Annotated in this window: 5 protein-coding genes; 3 read left to right on the top strand and 2 right to left on the bottom strand. The window is 40.0% G+C overall.

Going from position 1 to position 17,678, the window contains the following annotated elements; genetic code table 11:
* Window positions 1-621: 621 nt before the first annotated feature.
* From IQ244_RS04670 to IQ244_RS04660, 3 genes are all read left to right on the top strand, one after another.
* On the top strand, window positions 622-4,830 hold the full coding sequence (locus IQ244_RS04670; protein ID WP_193890308.1) for an SDR family NAD(P)-dependent oxidoreductase: 4,209 nt from the start codon (window positions 622-624) through the stop codon (window positions 4,828-4,830).
* A 1-nt stretch (window position 4,831) separates the two neighbouring features.
* A complete protein-coding gene (locus IQ244_RS04665) occupies window positions 4,832-12,685 on the top strand; it encodes a non-ribosomal peptide synthetase (RefSeq protein WP_193890306.1) in 7,854 nt (2,617 codons plus the stop codon).
* 144 nt (window positions 12,686-12,829) lie between these two features.
* Window positions 12,830-14,851, top strand: a complete 2,022-nt coding sequence (locus IQ244_RS04660; protein WP_193890304.1) for an ABC transporter ATP-binding protein/permease — start codon at window positions 12,830-12,832, stop codon at window positions 14,849-14,851.
* Between the two features lie 89 nt (window positions 14,852-14,940).
* Here the strand turns inward: IQ244_RS04660 and IQ244_RS04655 are convergent, their stop codons facing one another.
* Together IQ244_RS04655 and nifB are read right to left on the bottom strand one after the other, a co-directional pair.
* On the bottom strand, window positions 14,941-15,261 hold the full coding sequence (locus tag IQ244_RS04655; protein ID WP_193890302.1) for a DUF362 domain-containing protein: 321 nt from the start codon (window positions 15,259-15,261) through the stop codon (window positions 14,941-14,943).
* A 199-nt stretch (window positions 15,262-15,460) separates the two neighbouring features.
* Entirely contained in the window at window positions 15,461-16,909 is a 1,449-nt protein-coding gene (gene nifB / locus IQ244_RS04650; protein ID WP_193890300.1) for a nitrogenase cofactor biosynthesis protein NifB, read from the bottom strand.
* Window positions 16,910-17,678: the final 769 nt, after the last annotated feature.

Below are 17,678 nucleotides of genomic sequence, written 5' to 3'. Positions count from 1 at the left end.
TTTTATAAGTGAACCCCAACATATACAAGCTTTTGACTCTTAGGGTACTTTCCGAAAAATCTACATCTATGTCCCTCAATTTAACCTATTATATATAGTAATTATTTTTCAAATTGGACGTACACTGTGATACGAAAAATCAAGGGTTTGAATAGCGGGTATAGAAGTTTAGAGGTGTTACAAAGCAAAACCTTTACTCCTCTATAACCAGTCTCAACGGCTAATCTTTATGCGTCAATCCTAATTTTTAAATATTTTTACCATACCCTTAAATGTCTTAACTGTCTTATTGCATATTTTAAATGTCTTAACTGTCCATCTAGCTAAGTTAAAAAGACAATTAACTGTCTTAACTACTATTGCATTTTACTGATAAAACTGAGATCATTCCTCTAAGTAAATCAGTGGAATAAAATCAAACTATGTAAAGAAAAGTAAATAAGGCTTAAACTCTTTTTCATCCTGCCTCTGCCTTATTCCAACAATAATTATTTACGCCGACCGACTTATACTGGTAGCTAGTTTTGAAAAACAATAGATGAATCAAGCTTATAATTTTTGATAATAAAAAATTTTAATATATGTGTAAAAAATATCAATTTCATAAGGATATAAAAGTTAATGCAGTCAAATAATCATAGTCAAATTTTAGCAACCTCAAGTAATAAAAATGTTCTAAACCGAAAAATAGAAGTTGCTATTCGGTCGAGTTTGACTGTAAATGATTGTATAGTCAGAGAAAGACAAACCCAAAAGCAACAACAAGAATTAGTTGCCTACATAGTTCCTTCAGGCTTATTCTTACCAGAGCAATTGTTGTCTCATCTGCAAACAATTCTGCCTAGCGAATTGATACCCACAGCATTCGTACCAATCTCTGCCATACCCATAACAGATGTAGGTTTGGTAGATGAAGCGACTCTAGCCAACTTAGAAGTTATTAACACTGACTTAGTGCGCCGTATAGAAAGTCAATTAGAGTCATTATCAGGAATTGAGCGTGTTGCGGTGGTTGTCGAACCAAGAGTTACAAGTATTCCTCCTGTGCATTTGGAGGATTTGCTAGGCGATATTCAAATTATCTCTGCAAATAGTCAGCAAGAGGTAAAAGCAACTACACCTAATCATAAGATAGAAAACAAGACCCCATCCTCGTCAAAAAAGTTAGCCATTAGTCACGGGAAAGAACTCCAATACTCCGAAGACGATCCCAAAACTTTAGTGGAAGTATTGCAACGAGCTGCGGAAACTTCAACTAAAGGTATTATCTACATTCAACCTGATGGCACTGAGAAAGTTCAATCCTATAGGGAATTATGGCAAGATGTCCAAAGAATCTTAGCTGGCTTGAGAAGCTTAGGACTAAAACCCCAAGACAAAGTAATTTTTCAACTAGAAGATAATCAAGATTTAATCTGTGCTTTTTGGGGTTGCGTGCTAGGGGGCTTTGTCCCCGTGCCATTATCAATCGCCCCAACATACGAACAACTTAACACTAGCACGAGCAAACTTCAAAATACTTGGCAGATGCTAGGAAGACCGCTTGTGATCACAAGTGCGTCTTTAGCTCCCAAGATTAATGCTTTATCAAGGCTTTTGAATTTGATCGACTTGAAAGTTGAAATTATTGATAAGTTGCGTGAGTGCAAAGCTGATTTTAACTTGCATCAAAGTCAGCCAGAGGATTTGGCAATTTTGTTGTTAACCTCTGGAAGCACAGGTACACCCAAAGCTGTTATGCAGAGTCATAGCAGCTTGATAGCACGTTGTGCTGGTACTACTGATATGAACGGTTACACAAGTGAAGATATATCTTTAAATTGGTTTTCCCTAGACCATGTTGTGGGGCTAGTAATGTTCCATATTAGGGATCTTTATGTAGGTTGCCAACAAATTCATGCAACCCCAGAATTAGTTTTGCAAAAACCTACAAGATGGTTAGATTGGATTTCTCACTATCGAGTTACGGTTACTTGGGCACCTAATTTTGCTTATGGCTTAATAAATGAGCAACTAGAAAAGCTAAAAAATATCGTGACTCAAACGTGGGATTTATCTTCAATGCGATTAATCCATAATGGAGGTGAAGCCATAGTTGCCAAAACAGCAAGAAAATTTTTACAGCTACTCCAACCATATCACCTGCCAGCGACAGCAATGCACCCAGGATGGGGAATGTCTGAAACCTCTTCCGGTGTTGTATTTGCCGATAGTTTTTTGCTAGATTCAACCACGGACGAGCAAAAATTTGTGGAAGTGGGCGCACCGATTCCCGGATGTGCCATACGAATTGTAGATAACCAAAACCGAGTAATTGAAGAACAGACCATTGGGAGAGTGCAGGTAAAAGGTGCATCTGTTACTATTGGTTACTATCAAAATTCACAGGCAAACCAAGAAGCTTTTACCAGTGATAGTTGGTTTAATACCGGAGATTTAGGGTTTCTCCATCAAGGACGTTTAACGATTACTGGAAGGCAAAAAGATGTCATTATTATCAATGGACTCAATTACTACTGTCACGAAATCGAAGCCGCTGTTGAAGAAGTTAAAGGAGTAGAAGCTTCTTACACAGCTGCTTGTGCAGTCAGACAACCAGGAATCAATACTGATAAATTAGCTATCTTTTTCAATACCCTCCTTGCTGATGATGCCGGTTTACTAGCTCTGCTTAAAGAAATTCGCACTTGTGTTGTCAATCAGGTAGGAGTAAATCCAGATTATCTCATTCCAGTAGATAAACAAATTATTCCTAAAACCGCTATTGGTAAGATCCAGCGATCGCAACTCAGCCAACGTTTCCAAACAGATGAATTTAAATCAATTATTAAACGCATTGATATATTACTGAGTAATCCAAATACTATTCCTAATTGGTTCTATCGTCAAGTATGGAAACCTAAATCACCCATTACTATTAATTCGGCTTTAACTATAGCTAATACCACTCTAGTATTTCTAGACACTTGCGGTTTGGGTGAATATTTATGTCAAAAATTGTCAGAAAATAAACTACCATACATTATTATTTCACCTGGAGAAGATTTCCGAAAAATCAATTTTTCACACTACACGATTACTCCAGGAAATACTAAGGACTATCAACTTTTAATCGAATCCTTAGCCACAGATAATATTATCATTGGGCAGGTTCTTCACTTATGGACTTATGACCAATATATTGGTGAACTCAAAAGCCAAGAAACTCTCGAACAAGCACAAGAGCATGGGATATACAGTTTATTATTCCTAGTTCAAGTTTTAGCCAAAGTTCAAGGTGCAGATAATTATGTTCAATTACTATTTATTTCTTCTCATATCCAGTCTATTTTCTCAGATGACCCCATAGCTTATGAGAAATCAACAGTATTAGGACTACTGAAAACCATTCCTCTAGAATTACCCTGGTTGAACTGTCGCCACATTGATTTACCCTTTGCTGAAGTGGAAACAAATGGAGTTTTGATATTACGGGAGTTACAAGTTTTATCAAAAGAACGAGAAGTAGCTTACAGAAATGGACAGCGTTTTGTTCCTCGTTTAGAAAAGGTTGATTTTACAAGCAAACCTAAATCCTCAATTACCTTCCAGCAAAGAGGAACTTATTTAATTACCGGCGGACTCGGTGGTATAGGTATTGAAATTGCTCGCTACTTACTCAAACATTATAAAGCTAGATTATTGTTATTGGGCAGAACCCCTTTAACTTCAGAAAGACGTATAAAAGTCGAACAAGAATTAGAAGAGCTTGGGGGAGAAGTAATTTATGAAGCCGTTGATATTTGTGATTTGCAACAGTTGCAAATAATAGTTGAGAAAGCTCAATTCAAATGGGGTAAAAAGCTGGATGGGATATTGCATTTAGCCGGAACTTTCCACGAGCAACTTGTACTGGAAGAAACTCAGGATAACCTAGCCACAGTGTTACGTCCCAAGGTGTCGGGTGCTTGGGCATTACATCAATTAGTGAAAGAAAATAAAGAAATCATCTTTATTAACTTTTCTTCTGCACACGGTTTTTTTGGCAGTACTGCTGTCGGAGCTTATGCTGCTGCCAATAGCTTTTTAAATTGCTTTTCTCATTACCAAAATGACAAAAGTAAAAGTGAATTAACAAGCTATTGTTTCAATTGGACTATGTGGGATGACATAGGCATGAGCCAAGGTTATCAGATGAAAAGTCTGATCCGCAATAAAGGTTCTTATATTATGTCTGCCTCTCAAGCAATATCTTCAATGCTGGCTGGCTTACAAAATCAACAAAAAAATCTCTTGATAGGTTTGGATGGTAGCAATCAAAATATTCAATATTGGCAATCACAAGCTGTAAGTTTACAGAAATTAACGGCCTATTTCACTGCTGCTAGTAACGAGGTTGTTCAATTACCAGACTTGAATGTGCAAGACCGCTTTGGAAAGACTTGTATCTATGACTTGGTACAACTACCCCAAATGCCTTGTCTGGAAAACGGCGACATTGATCGCACCAGCCTAATTAAAAAAATTAACTCTCAGGAAATTAGAGAGCGAATAGAACCACGCAACGAGATAGAGTTCAAAATTGCCCAATGTTGGCAACAAGTGCTGAAAGTGCAACTTTTAGGCATTCACGACAACTTTTTTGAGTTGGGGGGAAATTCCTTACTCGCTGGTCAAGTAATTGCTCAGTTACGCGAATATTTCTCTCTAGAATTGTCTCTCCAGCGTTTGTTTCAAGCACCTACTATCGCAGGTTTAGCTCAAGCTATTGAGGCGATTCAAGCAGTAACCCAAAGTAAGAATACCTTGACTCAAATACTCGAAGAAGAATACGAAGAGGATTTTTTATAAAATGGCTATATTTGAATTTTTATCTTTACTAAATACTTTAGATATTAAAATCTGGATTGAGGATGATCAGTTACACTATCGCGCTCCTAAAGGAGTAATGACGGCAGAAATAAAGCAGCAACTCAAGGAACGGAAAACAGAAATCCTGGCTTTTCTCCAGGAAGCTCAAACCGCCACACAATTAACTTCTTTATCTTTAGTCTCTGGAAACAGAGATAAAGATTTACCGTTATCTTTTGCCCAGCAAAGGATGTGGTTTCTTTCTCAATTGGATGGAGAAAGCACTTTTTACAATGAAAGTTTCCAACTACGAATTGTTGGTAAACTCTCCCTAACAGCCTTAGAACAGAGCATCAACGAAATTATCCGCCGTCATGAAGCTTTACGTACTAATTTTCCTATCGTAGAGGGTGTCCCTTTCCAGGTAATCAGACCGAGTTTAACCATCACTATACCAGTGGTAGAGGTGCAGTACTTAACGGAAACTGCTGTACAACAGATGATCACTCACGAGGTTAGCCATTCCTTTGATTTAGGCATAGATCCCTTAGTACGAGGCACTTTACTACGGCAAGCCCCAGAATCCCATCTGTTGATATTAATTATGCACCATATCGTTGTAGATGGTTGGTCAATGGGGGTATTCTTCAAAGAATTAGATGCACTCTATCCAGCTTTTATTCAAGGACAACCAAGTCCCTTACCAGAGTTAACAATACAATATGCTGATTTTGCTCTGTGGCAACGTCAATGGCTAACTAAAGAAATTCAAGACAAACAACTTGATTACTGGAAACAAAAATTAGCTGGCGCTCCGCCCTTGTTGGAGTTACCAAGTGATTATCCACGCCCTCCAGTACAGACTTTCGCAGGTGCTACTAGAGAATTTCAAATCGACCAGCATTTAACCTCTCAACTTGTAGCCCTCAGCCAAAAGTCGGATGTCACCTTGTTTATGACCCTGCTGTCAGCTTATGCTGTTTTACTGCATCGTTACAGCGGTCAGGATGATATCTGCATTGGTTCGCCTTTTGCTAATCGCGATCGCCGAGAGATTGACCCACTAATTGGCTTTTTTGTCAATACTTTGGTGATGCGTACGCAGATAGAAGGTAATCTGAGTTTCTCCCAGTTACTCGAAAAAGTCCGCTCTCTTGTTTGGGATGCTCATGCAAACCAAGATATACCATTTGAGCAGATAGTAGAAGCACTACAGCCTGAACGTTTTCTTGGCTACAACCCACTGTTTCAGGTGTCGTTTGTTCTAGAAAATTTCTCCCTCGATACTTTGGAGTTACCTGGCATTAGTCTCACCCCAGAAATGGTAGAGCGGGGTACATCTAAGTTTGACTTGAACCTCTCTATGTGGCAGACACAAAAGGGATTATTTGGGTCATGGGAATATAACAGTGATCTGTTTGCCGCAGAGACAATTGCAAGGATGATCGGTCATTTCCAGACTTTGTTAGCAGCAATAGTGAAAGATTCCCATCAGAAAGTAAAGGAATTACCTTTGCTAACTGAGCCAGAACGACATAAATTATTACTAGAGTGGAATAATACTCAGGCAAATTATCCCCAAGATCAGTGTATTCATCAGTTATTTGAGGAGCAGGTGGAGAAAACACCAGATGCTGTAGCTGTGGTGTTTGAAAATGAACAACTGACCTATCACCAGTTGAATTGTCGCGCTAATCAGTTGGCTCATTACTTGCAATCTTTGGGTGTAAAACCAGATACACTGGTGGGTATTTGTGTAGAGCGTTCCTTAGAAATGATCGTGGGACTGTTGGGTATTCTCAAAGCAGGTGGTGCTTACGTCCCACTAGATCCTGATTATCCGGCTGAACGCTTAAGCTTTATGCTCGCAGACACTCAGATCAAAGTGCTGCTAACTCAAGAGAAATTACTAGAGTTTATTCCTGAACATCAAGGGAGTGTGGTTTGTTTAGACAGCGATTGGAAGAGCGTATTCCTGGAAAATCAGAATAATCTCAACTGCCAAGCCAGTCCAGAAAGTCTAGCCTATGTAATTTATACATCAGGTTCTACAGGTATACCCAAAGGAGTCGCCGTCACTCATCAGTCCGTCAATCGACTGGTTTTAAACACCAATTACATCGAACTCACAGCCTCAGAGCGGGTTGCACAAACCGCAAATATAGCTTTTGATGCAGCCACCTTTGAAATTTGGGGAGCATTACTACACGGAGCAGTGCTAGTTATGATCACCAAATCTGTCTTGTTGATGCCAGAAGAACTAGCCGTCAATATTCGCTCACACAAAATCAGCGTCTTATTTTTAACTACAGCCTTATTCAATCAATTAGCCAGTATTTTCCCACAAGCATTTAGTTCTTTAAAATATTTACTATTTGGTGGGGAAGCAGTTGATCCCAAATGGGTGCAAGAAGTCCTAGAAAAAGGTGCGCCTCAATACTTGCTCCATGTTTATGGCCCAACCGAAAATACTACTTTTTCTTCTTGGTATTTAGTTGAAGATGTAGCAGCAACAGCTACAACTATTCCCATTGGTCGTCCCATTGCCAATACGCAGATTTATATCCTTGACCAAAATTTACAACCAGTACCCATTAGCGTACCAGGAGAATTGTACCTTGGTGGAGACGGATTAGCGCGAGGCTATCTCAACCGTCTTGAATTGACCAAGGAGAAATTTATTGCCAACCCCTTTGATAATTCACAAAAATTGTATAAAACAGGGGATTTAGTGCGTTATTTGGCAAATGGTAATGTTGAATACATAGAACGCATTGATAATCAGGTGAAAATTCGGGGATTCCGCATTGAGTTGGGAGAAATCGAAACCCTACTCAGCCAATATCCTGAGATTAAATCAGTTGTAGTGATCGCCCGCGAAGATAGCTCTGGAGACAAACGTCTAGTCGCCTACGTCGTACCACATCAAGACTCTAAACCCATAGCCCAGGAACTGCGTAGCTTCCTAAAAACAAAACTACCAGAACACATGATACCAGGCGCGTTTGTCATGTTAGAGTCATTACCCCTGACACCCAACGGCAAAATCGACCGTCGCGCCCTACCAGAACCAGACTTAGACAGCAGACTGCTAAAAAAATATGTCGCCCCACGCACTCCTATTGAAGAACTGCTAACACCAATTTGGACGCAAGTGCTGAAAGTAGAGCAAGTGGGTATTCATGATAACTTCTTTGAACTGGGGGGACACTCACTATTAGCAACACAATTGGTTTCACGCATTCGCAACATTTTCAAAGTAGAACTACCATTGCGTGAGTTGTTTGCCAAAGCTACAGTTGGTGAATTAGCACATCTGATTGGGCAGTTACAGCAACAAAAAGCGGAAGTATCTATACCGCCTATTTTATCAAGAGCAAACAATTCAGACGTACCAATGTCTTTTGCTCAACAGCGTTTGTGGTTCTTAGACCAATTTGAGCCGAACAGTCCTGTATATAACATCCCCACAGCTTTGCGTCTAGTAGGAAACCTCAATGTTGTAGCGTTAGAAAAAAGTTTACAAGAAATTATTCATCGTCACGCTGCGTTACGTACCAACTTCATCACAATTAATGGACAAACCAAACAAAGTATTAAATCACAGACCAATTGGACACTATCAATTGTTGACTATCAACATCTACCAACTACTGAACAAGAAATAGTCACACAACAATTAGGGCAACAGCAACTAATTGAACCATTTGACCTGGTAAGACAATCGTTAATCAGAGCAACATTAGTATTGCTGTCACAGACAGAACAAGTCTTGTTAGTCTTTATGCACCACATTGTCTCTGATGGTTGGTCAATGGGTGTGTTTGTCCAAGAACTAGCACAAATATATAATGCTTATTCCCAAGGTCAGCTTTCACCTTTAACACCTCTGCCAATTCAGTATGCAGATTTTGCAATTTGGCAGAGAGAATGGTTGCAAGGATATGTCCTCCAAAGTCAACTCTCTTACTGGCAACAGCAACTAAAAGACGCACCAACTGTATTATCATTACCGACTGACCGACCAAGACCGGCTGTGCAAACTGTGGCCGGCTCAATTCATGAATTTGCCCTGTCAGTTGACTTAACTGATAAATTGGTTCAACTCAGCCAGGAGCAAGGGTGTACCCTATTCATGACACTGTTAGCAGCTTATGACACCTTGCTTTATCGCTACACTGGACAATCAGACATTTTGGTAGGTTCACCCATTGCTAACCGCGATCGCAGTGAAATAGAAGGGTTAATTGGCTTTTTTATTAATACCTTAGTCATGCGTACCAACATGGCAGGTAATCCATGTTTTAGTGAATTGCTGACTCAGGTTCGGGAAATGGCTATGGGGGCTTATGCTCATCAGCACTTGCCCTTTGAAATGCTGGTCGAAGCATTGCAGCCAGAAAGGGATCTAGCCCATACACCACTATTCCAAGTGATGTTTATCCTGCAAAATTCCCCTGCTTCTGAGTTGGAGTTAAATGGGTTAACTGTTAGTTCACTGCCAATCAAAGGTGTCACAGCAGCATTTGATCTGACCTTATCCATGCAGAACACTGCCGATGGGCTAGTGGGAGTATGGGAATACAACACTGATTTGTTTGACCACAGCACCATTGAGCGGATGATTGGTCATTTTGTGACTTTGTTGGAAGCAGTTGTCAGCAATCCCCAAGCGCGTATTGACCAATTGCCAATATTAACAGCAGTTGAGCAACAAAAGTTATTGGTTGAGTGGAATGATACTCAGGCCGATTACCCTTGGGATAAATGTCTCCATCACTTATTTGAGCAGCAGGTAGAACTTACACCTGATGCAGTAGCTGTGGTGTTTGACAATCAACAACTGACTTATCAGCAGTTAAACACCCAAGCGAATCAATTAGCCCATTACTTACAATCTTTGGGTGTAGGGCCAGAGGATTTGGTAGGAATTTATTTAGAGCGATCGCTATCTATGATAGTGGCACTGTTAGCCGTCCTCAAAGCTGGTGGCGGTTATGTCCCCTTAGACGTTGATTATCCTCAGCAGCGATTAGCTTACATATCCGAAGACTCACAAATTTCTGTATTGATTACACAGGAAACTTTACTCAATTTCTTGCCAGTTGCCGGGGTGAAAGTGATTGCCTTAGATCAAGAGTTGGAGGGACTCAATTCTCAACATCTAGAAAATCCAGTTAGTGGAGTCATACCAGAAAACTTGGCTTGTGTATTGTATACTTCTGGGTCTACCGGCAAACCTAAAGGCGTGATGCTGACTCATGCAGCTTTGGTAAATCATAGCAGTGGTATTAGTGAAGCATTTGGTTTGACTAGCCGCGATCGCGTATTACAATTTGCCGCTTTTGGTTTTGATGTGGCAGTCGAAGAAATCTTCCCCACTTGGTTTAAAGGTGGAACAGTTGTGTTAAGACCGATACAACTGTTTTCTTCCTTTGCCAATTTTGCCCAGTTTATTGAACAACAACAGCTAAGTGTCTTGACTCTAACTTCAGCCTATTGGCATGAATGGATGGTAGCAGTATCTCAATCTTATGCCACTGTGCCGCAAAGTCTACGTTTATTGACTGTGGGTGGGGATATAGTTTTGCCGGAAACAGTGGCTATGTGGCAGCAATTTGTAGGCAATGGCGTTTCGCCCACCGGAGGCGATCGCGTCACTTGTCTCAATGCCTACGGGCCTACCGAAGCTTCGGTTACAGCCGTAGTCTATGATGTGCAAAGTTTCCAATTAGAGAAAACCAACATAGTCCTCATTGGTCGTCCTGTTGCTAATACGGAAATATATATCCTTGACCATAATCTCCAACCAGTACCGATTGGAGTTAAAGGCGAATTGTACATTGGTGGTGTGCGTTTAGCACGGGGTTATCTCAACCGCCCAGAATTGACAGAAGAAAAATTTATTCCCAACCCGTTTGTGAAGGCAAGAGGCAGAAGACAGGATAGCGCAGCGTTAGCGAGTCCACGAGCGTTGGCACAAGGAAATAAATTATATAAAACAGGGGATTTAGCGCGTTATTTACCCGATGGTAATATCGAATTTATCGGTCGAATTGATGATGTCGTGAAAATCCGAGGTTTTCGTGTTGCACTCGGAGAAATCGAAAGTCTCTTAGTTCAGCATCCTGATGTGATTTGCCAGGTGGTAATGCTCAGAGAAGACCAACCAGGAAATAAACAGTTGGTTGCTTATGTCGTCTCCGATAATCCATCCTTAACCCAAAATGAATTACAAAGCTTCTTAAAACAAAAGCTTCCCGGCTATATGATCCCAACAGCTTTTGTGATGATGGAGGCTTTACCAGTTACGACTAATGGCAAAGTTGATCGTCATTCCCTACCCGCACCCTCCCAAGAAATTGACCTGAGTAACTTTGTTTTCCCCACCACTCCCACACAAAAACTGATAGCAGATATTTGGAGTAGTGTTTTAGGAACAACACAGTTAGGCATTCACCACAACTTTTTTGATATGGGGGGAAATTCTTTACTTACGATGCAGGTGATGTCTCTATTAAGAGAGGCTTTGCAAATAGAGTTACCCCTACGTTATCTATTTGAGAACCCTACAGTTGGAGAACTTGCAGCAGGTATCGATAGCTTACAAACAAGCCAGACGGATATTACCACCACAACTAATCTTGATTTAAAAGCAGAAACTGTTTTAGATTCCAGCATTCAGATCCCAAGCCAGACTTTTGACTACAACAAAAAGCCTAAGCGGATCTTGTTAACAGGAGTAACAGGCTTTCTCGGAATTCATTTACTGTATGAACTCTTACAACAAACTCAGACTGAGATTTATTGCTTGATCCGCGCTACCAATGCCGAAGATGCACAACATAAGCTGCAAAGTCAACTCAAATCCTACCAACTCTGGGAAGGACTTGACAGGGAGCGCATCATTATTGTGGTTGGCGATTTGGCAAAAAACTATTTAGGTCTTTCTACATCAGAATTTCAGCGGTTAGCCAGTCAGATAGATGTTATCTATCACTGTGGTGCTTTGGTCAATGTCATATATCCTTACTCTGTGTTAAAAGCAGCCAATGTACTTGGGACTCAAGAAATTATTCGACTAGCTAGTGAAATTAAAGTTAAACCTTTGCATTTCATCTCCACAACATCTGTCTTATCAGCATCTTCTCAAAATGATGGTGGATTAATTCTTGAATCAGATCTTCTTGACCAATATCAGACCATTGACAATGGCTATGTCCAAAGCAAGTGGGTAGCAGAGAAGTTAGTGATGCAAGCTCGTGATTTAGGATTGCCTGTGGCTATTTATAGAGCATCAAGGATCTCAGGACACAGCCAAACTGGGATTAGTAACACAGAAGATTTATTTTGTAGGGTAGTAAAAGGTTGTTTACAAACAAAAATAGTTCCTGATATTCACCTGGAAGATAACTTGACTCCTGTAGACTATGTGACCAAGATAATTGTTTATTTGTCAGGACAGAAGGAATCTCTAGGAAAAGCATTTCACCTGGTCAATCCTGAATCTACTCCGATCCAGCATTTGTTTAACTTGCTTTGTTCTTTAGGATATCCTATGCAGATGATTCCTGTAGAGCAATGGCATTCAGAGATTTCACGTCATAGTAAAATGTCTGATAGAGATAACTTAAGATTTTTGTCTCATATCATCCCCAAAACTCCTGTAAAAATCTACCAAAAGCCAAAAATTGACTATCAAAACACCTTGAATGGTCTCGTCAATACTGGTATAACATACCCTATATTAGACCAAAAATTACTGGAAACTTACATTTCATACTTCATCAGTAGTGGTTTTTTAGATGACAAATTAGCAAATAATCAAATGGCATTTGGTACTATGACTAGCTAACCACATGAACTAATTAGTCTGACAACCTCAAAAGACAGGGTAAGAAGGGATCAGAACAAAGTTTCTTTCTTACCTTTTATCTTGAACTGACAAGTATTAAATTGCTGCCTATACCTCAAATTAGAATCAGAATATTTTTAGAATATGCAAGCTCAAATTTCCCGCGATGAAACTCTCAAAACTTCTTATTCAGCTTTTACTCAATTTTGGGAAAATGTTAAAGTAATTATTGAAAATTATTGGTATCCAACTAAGCCAGGGGGAAGAGCATTTTCAGATGTAATCCGTTCATGGGGAATGCTTATTCTCCTAATAATACTCATAATTGGACTTGTTGGACTAAATGTATTTACTAATTTTCTTTATCGGTATTTAGTCGATATTACAATTACAGGAAAGGATGTTTCTAAGTTTTTTAATATTGTATTGATTTATAGTATAGCTCTGCTCTTTGTAACAGCCTTTGTAGGAGTTTCTAAATTTATTAGAAAGCAAATTGCCATTGATTGGTATCAATGGCTCAATAATCACATCCTTTCAAAATATTTATCTGGGAGAGCATACTACAAAATAAACTTTAAATCTGATATTGATAATCCTGATCAACGTCTATCTCAAGAAATCGAACCTGTTATCACTAATGCTTTGACTTTTCTAGCTACTTTCTTGGAAAAAATCCTGGAAATCATAGCTTATATCATAATTATTTGGTCAATCTCTAATCAAGTTGCAATTATTTTAGTGATTTATACAGTTATAGGCAATGTGGTCGCCGTATACCTGACTCAAGAATTAAATAAGATTAATCAAGAAGAACTAGAATCTAAAGCTGACTATAACTATTGCCTGACTCATGTGCGAGTTCATGCTGAATCAATTGCTTTTTTTCGGGGAGAGAAACAAGAGTCAAATATCATTGGTAAAAGATTTAATCAGTTAATCAACAATGCTAAACGTAGAATTAACTGGGAAAGAAATCAAGATGTTTTTAATAGAGGATATCAGGCTGTAATCGAAATATTTCCATTTCTCATACTAGGGCCTTTATATATTACAAATAAACTAGAATTCGGAGAAATTAGTCAAGCCTCCTTATCGGCATATCTTTTTGCTAATTCCCTAGCAGAATTAATCAATGAATTTGGTACTTCCGGTCGGTTTTCTATTTATGTTGAGCGGTTATCTAAATTTTCTTATGCTTTGGAAGAAGTTGCTAAACAACCAGAAAATGTTAGTAGTATCAAAATAGTAGAAGATAATCATATCGCATTTGAGAGTGTTACCTTACAAACACCCAATTATAAACAAGTGATTGTCGAAGACTTATCACTCGCTGTTCAACCAGGAGAGGGCTTATTAATTATCGGGCCTAGTGGTCGAGGAAAAAGTTCTTTGCTGAGAGCGATCGCCGGTTTATGGAATGCTGGAACAGGTCGTTTAGTAAGGCCTCCTCTAGAAGATGTCTTATTTTTACCCCAACGTCCTTACATAATTTTGGGAACTTTGCGCGAACAGTTACTTTATCCTCAGACTAATCATCAAATGACCGATGCACAACTCAAAGAAGTTTTGCAACAAGTTAACCTGCAAAATGTGCTAGATCGAGTCGATGGTTTTGATACAGAAGTTCCTTGGGAGAATATATTATCGCTAGGAGAACAACAGCGCCTAGCATTTGCACGACTATTAGTTACTCATCCTAGCTTCACTATATTAGACGAAGCAACGAGTGCCTTAGATTTAACCAATGAAGGAGTTTTGTATCAAAAATTACAAGAGGCGAAAACAACTTTTATCAGTGTTGGACATCGAGAGAGTTTATTTCAATATCATCAATGGGTTTTAGAACTCTCGGAAAATTCAACTTGGCAGCTTTTAACTGTGGAAGATTATCAGCATCAAAAAGCAATAGTTACTAATCATTCTGAAAATGCTCCAATCACTATAGATGAGATTCCTAATAATCAATCACAAATGCACCCGGAAAATAAAGTAGTAACAAACACAGTTGCCGGATTTTCTCACAAAGAAATGCAGACATTAACAGACTATTCACTCGGCACTATCAGAAGCCGATCAAGCCAAGGAAAATCCATCACTGCTAAAGACGGCTTTACCTACCGCTATAACAAAGACCCCAAAGTATTGAAATGGGTCAGAATTTAGCGAATGCTCATACTTTTTGTTTCTTGTGAAAAACACGGGGACATCAGCTTTGATGCAGATATTGATGAAACCTTGCAGAATCGGCATTTTTAATTGTTTGATAGCATTAACTTCTGAGAATAACAATCAAACCAACGTTCCCAATAATCTTGTTTTTTTGTTAATTTACCTATAACGCGGTTATATTTAGCAAACCAGCTTTCCCAATAATCGTTTGTCTCTTTAACGCAACCATGACAGGTTGGGCAACCAGCTTTACATTGAGGCACGGTATGAATACTACCAACGCAGTTTGTGCAAAGTTCGGTTTCAATCCAGTGGCGGGTGCCTTCTACTTTAATTGCGCCAGTGGGGCATACAGACTCACAGAGATTGCAAGAAATACACTGGCTGGTAATCTTATAAGCCATGATTATTCTCCTTGCGAATGAGGGGAGTGGTGACAGGTGACAGGTGAGCCACTGCGGTGGACGGGTTTCCCGGCATAAAGCAAGTGGCGTTAGCGAAGCGGTAGCGACGCAGGAGCGTCACCCGAAGGGTGATAGGTGACAGGCGATAGGTGATGGGTGATAGAAAATCATCTGTTCCCTGTCACCTGTACCCTATTCCCTATTCCTTATTCCCTAGTTCTTGGATATATTGCTCGTAAAACTCTAAAGCAACTTTCTCGATTACGTCGTAAGCTTCAACGGTCTGTATGCCAGCTTCGTGCAATTTTTCTTTGGGACAGTTGCCAATTTTGGAAACCAATACGGCTTTACAATCTGCAATTGTCTTCATGATATTCTCTGCGGTGGCAGCTTCACCGTATCCACCTTGACAATATTGATCTATCTTGCGGTGACTAACGAAACGAACTTCGCTACCATCAACTTCGTAAACTTGGAATTCTTTGACATGACCGAAATGTTGGTTAACTAATCCGCCGCCTTTGGTTGCGACTGCAACTAAGATTTTCGGATTGTTAGCACTTTGCTGTTTGCCTGCTTTGGCTTTTTCTTTGGCTGCTTTGATTTCTTCTCTAAATTTCTCAATACCTTCGTGAACTTCTTGACGCTTGCTGAAGTCGTATTCTGGAGCCATTTCCAAGAAATTCTCTTTTGTGAATTCTTGGCTGCGGTCTTCACCCAACAAGCCAATAGCATCTGCACGGCATTGACGACAGTGGCGCATCATTTTCATGTTGCCGGCGCACTGGTCTTGAACTGATTTGAGTTCTTTTTGTGAGGGGCCGCGCTGACCTGTTAAGCCGAAGTGTGTACCGTGTTCTGGTGCAGAAATCAAAGGCATGATGTTGTGCAAGAATGCACCACGCTCACGAATTGCCTTGTTGACTTCAACCAAGTGTTGGTCGTTGATTCCGGGAATCATCACGGAGTTGACCTTGCAGAGAATGTCGGCTTCTCTTAAGGCTTGTAAGCCTTCTAACTGCTTTTCGAGCAGGATTCTAGCTCCTTCAACACCTCTGTAACGTTTGCGCTTATAGTGAACCCATGAGTAAATCTGCGCGCCGATTTCTGGGTCGATGGTATTTAGGGTGATAGTAACGTGATCTATATTTAGTTGTTTAATGCGATCGATGTATTCAGTTAGCATCAAACCATTGGTTGATAAGCAAAGCTTGATGTCTGGTGCTTTGTCTGCAATCAACTCAAAGGTGCGGAAAGTTTTTTCGGGGTTGGCTAGAGGATCGCCAGGGCCTGCAATTCCCAAAACTGTCATTTGGGGAATTTTGCCAGCGATAACCAACGCTTTGTGTGCTGCTTCTTCGGGTGTGAGTAACTCGCTCACTACACCAGGACGACTTTCGTTAGCACAATCATATTTGCGGTTGCAATAGTTGCATTGGATGTTGCAAGCGGGTGCAACTGCAACGTGCATTCTCGCATAATGGTGGTGAGCTTCTTCGCTGTAGCAGGGATGTTTAGCAATACGTTCTTGGAGCTTTTCGTCCATTTCCACGGTGGCGCTGCTTTTGCTGTCGCATCCGCAACCACCAGATTTTGCTTGGGTAGGTGTCGATTCAGTAACGGAGGAGTCTGTAACCTGTGGTGTCATTGAATTTCGCAAATGTCGGTGGACTAAGCTGCCACTGTGGGAGATGCAGTTGCTATTTTATTTGCCCTAGTAGAATGGAAGTCACGGCCATCACACTGCCCGCAGAAGTGCATCCTTTGGTTGTAGCAAAGCCACTTGGTGGGCAACTTCGCAGATGATGGCAGGCTATGAATTTTTGTGTTTCGGCTGGTGTGTGTCAACTTTGAGGTTTTGGGTAGAGTTGGTGTGTACAGCCGCGACTTCGATTCACCGAGGCATGGTGCTATCTCATCCCTCCACTCACTTTTGGCTCTCTGTTTTGTTTTGAGCTTTAAGTGATTGGCGATATATGATTTATAGCAGCCGTTTTTTATCTTGGTTGATAGTTAGTTGTGAATAGAATTTATTGGATTTATTAGATTTGTACTCAAATCTCGAAACCTTGATATTGAGCTATCAAAAAATTTATATTTTTTATTTTTGGGTAGAGGTTCTAGTATTTTTAGGTCAGGGTTCTTGTATTTTTAGAGTGGGGTTTAGGATTTCTTTGTACTCAGCTATAACCGAATCTCAGCAAAGCTTTGAGGCTGTTTGCTGCTGATTTCGGGATACAAAAAATTGTACTCAACCCCTCACAAATCTTGCCAAAAATAGCGCCGACTGAAGGATTTAAGGGGGAAAAACTGGAGTAGATTCGTTGGTACTACTCCAGATACGTGCGAAATTCAATTCTGTATACAACATATCATTTTTTTTTAGAGAAAAATGTAATTCACATTTTCTTAAGTTT

Origin of the sequence: Nostoc sp. LEGE 06077 (assembly GCF_015207705.1) — a bacterium.
Lineage (GTDB): Bacteria > Cyanobacteriota > Cyanobacteriia > Cyanobacteriales > Nostocaceae > Nostoc_B.
This window is presented reverse-complemented; position numbering and strand designations above follow the sequence as displayed.